The following is a 5,988-nucleotide window of genomic DNA, read 5'->3' as shown; positions in this document are numbered from 1 at the left end:
GGCGAACGTGCAGGATCTGGTCGGCCTTCCGGCAGCACTCCAGGAGCAGAGCCGACATTACGGGGACATCACCGCGCCGACCGTCATCATCACCGGTGATCGCGACGCCATCGTGCCCGCGAGCCGTCACGCCAGGCCCCTGGCCGACCTCATCCCGGGCGCGCGCCTCGTGGTGCTGCCCGGCATCGGCCACATGGTCCACAGCGTCGCCACCTCGGCGGTGATCGACGCCGTCGCGCGCCTGTCGGCACGCGACGCGGTCCGCTGAACCGCGCCCCTCGGCTCCACGGGGGGCGCGACTCTCATCGGAACCGGGCCTCGCGAATTCAGGCCTTGCGAACTCACGCTTTGGCAGCGTGCTCGCGGGTGACGAAGGCGATGCGCACCAGGTTGGTGGCACCCGGTGTCCCGAAGGGCACGCCCGCCACCACGATGATCCGGCCGCCGATCTCGGCGAAGTTCTCGCGGACCGCGAACTTCGCCGCCCGGAAGGCCATGTCGTCGACGTCGCTGGCGTCCTTCGTGACGATCGGGTGCGTGCCCCAGCACAGGGCCAGCCGCCGGGCCGTCTCGCGCTTGGGCGTCAGCGCGATGATGGTGGCGTTGGGCCGCGAACGCGCGAGGCGCAGGGCGGTGGAGCCCGAATGGGTCCAGGCCATGATCGCCGTGAGGTTCAGGGCATCGACCATCTGATGGGCCGCCGCCGCGATCGCGTCCGAGGCGGTGGCGTCGGGCTCCGAACGCTGCGCGGTCAGGATCGTCCAGTAGAGCGCGTCGCGCTCCACCTGCTCGGCGATCCGGCTCATCATGGTGATGGCCTCCACCGGAAAGGCACCGGAGGCGCTCTCGGCCGAGAGCATCACCGCGTCCGCGCCCTCGTAGACGGCGGTGGCCACGTCCGAGACCTCGGCGCGGGTGGGCACCGGCGCGGTGATCATCGATTCGAGCATCTGGGTCGCGACCACCACGGGCTTGCCCATCCGGCGCGAGGCGCGGGTGATCCGCTTCTGCACGCCCGGCACCTGCTCCAGGGGCATCTCCACGCCGAGATCGCCGCGCGCCACCATGAGCCCGTCGGAGATCTCGATGATCTCGTCGAGGCGTGTTAGCGCCTGCGGCTTCTCGATCTTGGCCATGATCAGGGCACGGCCGGCCGCGACCTTCTTGACCTCGGCCACGTCCTCGGGGCGCTGCACGAAGGAGACGGCGATCCAGTCGGCGCCGGCGGCGAGCGCGGCCTCGAGGTCGCCGCGATCCTTCTCGGTCATGGCAGCCACGGGAATCACCGTATCGGGCAGGGAGACGCCCTTGCGGTTCGAGATGCGCCCGCCGACCTCGACGCGCGTCACGGCCCGGCCTTCGGACACGTCGGTGACGGTGAGCCGCAGCTTGCCGTCATCGATGATCACGCAATGGCCGGGCTCCAGGGCCGACAGGATTTCGGGGTGGGGCAGGAACACCCGGGAGACGTCCCCGGGGGTCGGATCGCTGTCGAGGACGAAGGTGGCACCGTTCTTGAGGATCGCCGCGCCCTCTGCGAAGGCCGCCACGCGGAGCTTCGGCCCCTGCAGATCCACAAGGATCGCGATGGGGTGCTTCAGTTCCCGCTCGATGGTGCGGATGACTTCGATCTTCTCGGGAAGCTTTTCGCGCGGCAGATGGCTCATGTTGAGCCGGAATACGTCGGCGCCGGCGCGAAACAGCGTCTCGATCATTTCCGGAGTGTCGGAGGCCGGACCGAGGGTCGCGATGATTTTCGTGCGGCGTGAACGTTTCACTGTCGTCTCCATGCCCGAGAGCAAGCCGCGCCGGTTTCAAACGCCCGACGTTCGGCAAGCGGCCAGAAGCACCGCCGGGCCGGATGCGTCAAGCGCGGCCGTGCCGGATCACGCTGCGAAGTGAGGGCTACGGCGTCGGCGCCAGCGGCTGGTTCGGGTCCGAGAGCTGGATCGTCCAGCTCTTCTGCTCGCCCGTGTCGACCTCGTAGAATCCGTTGCGGTCCAGGCCCCGCGCGAGACAATCCTCGACGCCCCGGATCGTGAATTCGCGGTCCTTGGTGCACATCAGAGAGCGACCGTTCCATTCGCCCCCACGCGTGTAGTCGACCGCGAAGACGTAGTAGAAGCGGGCGCTGAGCGCGCCCTTCAGCAGCGTCTCGCAGGCCTTCGGCGCCACGTCCCACCAGCCTTCCGTGACCCAGCCCTGCGGGTCGCGGTAGCCGAGGGCGATCCCGACCTTGCTGGCGGTCTGGTTACACATGCGCAGGTCGGCCCGCGCCGGGTTCGTCCACGCGAGGCAGGCGAGGACGACGCCCGCCAGCACCCGTCCCGGCGAGAGGGAACGGGTGCCGGTGCGGCATGCGCCGCTAACCGACGAGGATGATGCGACAATCGTTGACATTGGTGCGTGTCGGACCCGGCTGGACGAGATCGCCGATGGTGGCGAAGAACTTCGTCGAATCGTTGTCGGCGAGCATGGCGGCGGGATCGAGCCCGGCCTCGCGGGCGCGAGCCAGCGTGGTCGGGTCGACGAGACCACCGGCGGGGTCCGTGGCCTCCCCACGCCCGCCATCGGTGCCGTCGGTGTCGGCGGCGATGCCGAGGATGCCCGGCGCGCCGTCCAGGGCGATGGCGAGCGCCAGGGCGTATTCCTGATTCGGACCGCCGTGGCCCTCGCCCTTGATCGTCACGGTGAGTTCGCCGCCGGAGATGATCGCGACCTTGCGTCCGGCCCGGCCCATCTCCAGCGCCATGCGGGCATGCTCGGCGGCGACCTCCCGGGCCTCGCCCTCCACGTCGGGCCCGAGCATGACCGGCTCGTAACCGGCCTGTGACGCAGCGGCGGCGGCGGCCTCTAGGGCGTCGATGGGACGGGCGATGATGCGATATTCGGCCCGCGCGAAGGAGGGGTCGCCCGCCTTCGGGGTTTCGTTGGCGGGGTCGTTGAGGAGCGCCTTGGCGGTCTCGGGGAGCGCGATGCCGCGCCGCTCGCAGATTTCCCGGGCATCCGCCAGGGTGGTCGGATCGGGCACGGTGGGGCCGGAGGCGATCACCGCTGGGTCGTCGTGCGGCACGTCCGAGACCGCCAGCGTCAGGATGGAGCGGGCATTGCGCGCCATCATCGCGAGGCGACCGCCCTTGATTCGCGACAGGTGCTTGCGCACGGCGTTGATCTCGTTGATCGGCGCGCCCGAGCGCAGCAGCGCCTTGGTGATCGACTGCTTCTCGATGAGGGTCAGATCACCGGCCGGCGCGATCCAGTTCGCGGAGCCGCCGCCCGAGAGCAGCACCAGCACGTCGTCCTCTGGCCCGGCATTGGCGGCGATCTTCAGGGCGTCGATGGTGGCATCGATTCCGGCCTGGTCCGGCACCGGATGACCGGCCTCGACCATGCGGATCATCGGCGCCTCCTCGCCGTAGCCATGGCGGGCCACGGCCAGACCGACGATGCGGCTCGGATCGACCCCGTGCTCCTCGCGGTAGAAGCGGCTGGCGACCGCCGCCATGCTGCCGCCCGCCTTGCCGGCGCCGAGGATGATGAGACGGCCGGGGCCCGGGGCGGGCAGGTGCGGCACGAGACAGCGCGCCGGGTGAGCGGCGGCGATGGCCTCGTCGAGGCAGTGCAGGAGGAGCGAGCGGGCGTCCGCGTTCGAGGCGGTCGGGGTGTTGGCGGTATCGGTCATGGCGCTTCCAATTTGCCGGTGTCGATCGCAAAGGCGGCCCGGTGGTTCTCCTCCGGATTGTTGTGCCCCCGGCTCGAGGCCGGATTGTTGCCGTCGCGGCGCGATCCGCGATACGTGCTGTGCCCGACGCTCGCCGCCTCGGCAAGCGCGCGTTGCCGGGCGATCCCCGCCGACGCGGCCGAGGCCTTGCATGCCGCTGACACCGAACCGGACCGCGCGAGATTCCATGCATCCACCGCATCCCGTCGAGACTGTTCCTGGGACGCCCGCCTGCGGCCTCCTCCTGATCTGCGACCATGCCTCGAACCATGTTCCGGAGGATCTGGCGCAACTCGGGGTGCCGGAGCACGAGTTCTCCCGCCACATCGCCTACGACATCGGTGCCGCCGCCGTGACGCGCCGGCTCGCGGCGCACCTGAACGCGCCCGCCATCCTCACGCGCTTCTCGCGCCTGATCATCGATCCGAACCGGGGCCGCGCCGATCCGACCCTCGTGATGCGCCTCTCGGACGGCGCGGTCGTGCCGGGTAATGCCCGCATCGACGAGGACGGAAAGGCCGAGCGCATCCGGCGCTTCTACGAGCCCTTCGATGCGGCGATCGATGTCGCCATCGGCGCCGCGGAGGCGACCGGCACGCGCCCCGCCATCGTCACCATCCACAGCTTCACGCCGTATTGGCGCGGGGTGGCGCGCCCCTGGGACGTCGGCATCCTCTGGGACCGGGACGACCGCATGAGCGCACCCTTGATCGCGGGCCTGCGCGCCGACCCCGCCGGCCTGACGGTCGGCGACAACGAACCGTATGGCGGCGGCCTGCCCGGCGACACGATCGACCGCCACGCCATGGCACGCGGGCTCCCCAACGCATTGGTGGAGATCCGCCAGGACCTCATCGCGGGCGAGGCGGGCCAGGCCGAATGGGCGGAACGCTTCGCGCGCCTGCTCGCGCCCATGCTTCCCATCCGCGCTTGACGGAGCGGTCCTTCGCGCCGACCTGAGACGGGAAGCCGACGCCGGCCAACCGAGGAGATCGCATCATGTCCGAGATCGACGCCGCCACGCGCACCGAGTTGGAGGCGGCCGTGTTCCGGCGCCTCGTCGCTCACCTGCAGGCCCGCACCGACGTGCAGAACATCGACCTGATGAACATGGCCGGGTTCTGCCGCAACTGCCTCTCGAACTGGCTCAAAGACGCGGCCGACGCGAAAGATCTGCCGATGAGCAAGGACGAGAGCCGCGAGACGGTCTACGGCATGCCGTATTCCGAGTGGAAGCGCCTGCACCAAGCCGACGCGACGCCCGAGCAACAGGCGGCCTTCACCAAGGCGGCGGCCGAGCCGCACTAAGGTCCCGGTAAGCTTGACGGCTTATCCAAGCGGTTCCGGCGCGGCGCACCGCCCGCGCCTCGCATCCAGAGACTTGAGACGACCATGGCCGCATCCGCCGCACCCGCCGTCGACGCTTCCTCCGTCGCCGCCGACCAGCTGAAGAGCTTCATCGAGCGCATCGAGCGCCTCGAGGAGGAAAAGGCCGGCCTCGCCTCCGACATCAAGGATGTCTACGCCGAGGCCAAGGGCACCGGCTTCGACACCAAGGCGCTGCGCAGGATCATCTCGCTCAGAAAGAAGGACCACGCCGAGCGCCAGGAAGAAGAGGCGATTCTCGAACTCTACATGCAGGCCCTCGGCATGGTCTGAGCCGTCGAAACGACGGCGTCTTCCGGCCGGCTCGGACCGTGCCGGCCGGATGGGCGCTCAGCGGAACAGGCGTAGCCCAAATCCGAGCAGGCCGAGCCCAGCGATGAGCAGGGTGCCGCAGGCCCATTCCAGGGCTGCGCGATGCTTCGGGTAGCTCTGCGCGACGGATGCCAACGCGATACCGGCGAGCAGGAGCGTCAAACTCAAGGCGAACATCGCGAACGCTTTCCCATGTTGGCCCAGAGCGTTCCGATTTCAGACCCCAACCGACGAAGATCCCCCAGCACGAGGGGATCAGACCTCTTGAAACACATGAGCCGTCCGCGTCGTCCTCCATTCGGGTGACGCACCGTGTCTTGCCAACAGAACAAATACCGTACTGCCCCTATGCGCCTCGAATGCAGACAGATTTTGCACAGCGCTGTCGTCAGTATCGAAGATCATCAAAACGCAAATAAAAAAATCGTGCCGATAGAAATCTTCTGGCGTCGATCATCACCGCTCGTTGCAAGTCCGAACTCCGATCAGGCAAGATCAGCTTAGTCCGTTTCGTGATCGTCGTATGCCCGCATGTCAATAATGCAGGATAGCGGTGCGACTACGCAGCA

The 5,988-nt window shown here is 68.6% G+C and carries 9 protein-coding genes; 4 read left to right on the top strand and 5 right to left on the bottom strand.

Going from position 1 to position 5,988, the window contains the following annotated elements:
* Positions 1-268: alpha/beta fold hydrolase (locus tag JWQ05_RS01675; RefSeq protein ID WP_299653514.1), on the top strand; the 268-nt coding region annotated here is incomplete at its 5' end.
* 73 nt (positions 269-341) lie between these two features.
* On the opposite strand, the gene pyk is transcribed toward JWQ05_RS01675, so the two are convergent.
* From pyk to JWQ05_RS01655, 4 genes are all read right to left on the bottom strand, one after another.
* A complete protein-coding gene (pyk, locus tag JWQ05_RS01670) occupies positions 342-1,778 on the bottom strand; it encodes a pyruvate kinase (RefSeq protein ID WP_299653511.1) in 1,437 nt (478 codons plus the stop codon).
* Between the two features lie 127 nt (positions 1,779-1,905).
* The gene (locus JWQ05_RS01665; RefSeq protein ID WP_299653508.1) at positions 1,906-2,400 is read right to left on the bottom strand and encodes a DUF1036 domain-containing protein; all 495 of its coding nucleotides are present in this window, start codon (positions 2,398-2,400) and stop codon (positions 1,906-1,908) included.
* Positions 2,366-3,682, bottom strand: coding sequence for a glycerate kinase (locus JWQ05_RS01660; RefSeq protein ID WP_299653506.1), 1,317 nt, complete (start codon positions 3,680-3,682; stop codon positions 2,366-2,368). Before JWQ05_RS01660 ends, JWQ05_RS01665 begins: the two co-directional genes overlap by 35 nt.
* Positions 3,679-3,918 (bottom strand): hypothetical protein, encoded by a 240-nt coding sequence (locus JWQ05_RS01655; protein WP_299653503.1) that lies wholly within the window; start codon positions 3,916-3,918, stop codon positions 3,679-3,681. Before JWQ05_RS01655 ends, JWQ05_RS01660 begins: the two co-directional genes overlap by 4 nt.
* On the opposite strand from JWQ05_RS01655, the gene JWQ05_RS01650 reads away from it, so the two are divergent.
* The 3 genes from JWQ05_RS01650 to JWQ05_RS01640 all read left to right on the top strand — a co-directional run bounded on the left by JWQ05_RS01650 (position 3,909) and on the right by JWQ05_RS01640 (position 5,380).
* Positions 3,909-4,655 carry an N-formylglutamate amidohydrolase gene (locus JWQ05_RS01650; RefSeq protein ID WP_299653500.1) on the top strand — a complete coding sequence of 249 codons (747 nt, stop codon included), beginning with the start codon at positions 3,909-3,911 and terminating at the stop codon, positions 4,653-4,655. The genes JWQ05_RS01655 and JWQ05_RS01650 overlap by 10 nt on opposite strands.
* A gap of 65 nt (positions 4,656-4,720) precedes the next feature.
* Positions 4,721-5,029 (top strand): DUF1244 domain-containing protein, encoded by a 309-nt coding sequence (locus JWQ05_RS01645; RefSeq protein WP_299653497.1) that lies wholly within the window; start codon positions 4,721-4,723, stop codon positions 5,027-5,029.
* Between the two features lie 84 nt (positions 5,030-5,113).
* Positions 5,114-5,380 carry a DUF2312 domain-containing protein gene (locus JWQ05_RS01640; RefSeq protein WP_055951813.1) on the top strand — a complete coding sequence of 89 codons (267 nt, stop codon included), beginning with the start codon at positions 5,114-5,116 and terminating at the stop codon, positions 5,378-5,380.
* Positions 5,381-5,437: 57 nt separating this feature from the next.
* Here the strand turns inward: JWQ05_RS01640 and JWQ05_RS01635 are convergent, their stop codons facing one another.
* Positions 5,438-5,596: a hypothetical protein gene (locus JWQ05_RS01635; protein ID WP_299653445.1), complete on the bottom strand. Its 159-nt coding sequence runs from the start codon at positions 5,594-5,596 to the stop codon at positions 5,438-5,440.
* Positions 5,597-5,988 lie beyond the last annotated feature (392 nt).

The organism is Methylobacterium sp., assembly GCF_028290105.1.
Classification (GTDB): Bacteria; Pseudomonadota; Alphaproteobacteria; order Rhizobiales; family Beijerinckiaceae; genus Methylobacterium.
Note: the sequence above shows the minus strand (reverse complement) of the source record. Positions and strands in the feature narration are given on the sequence as shown.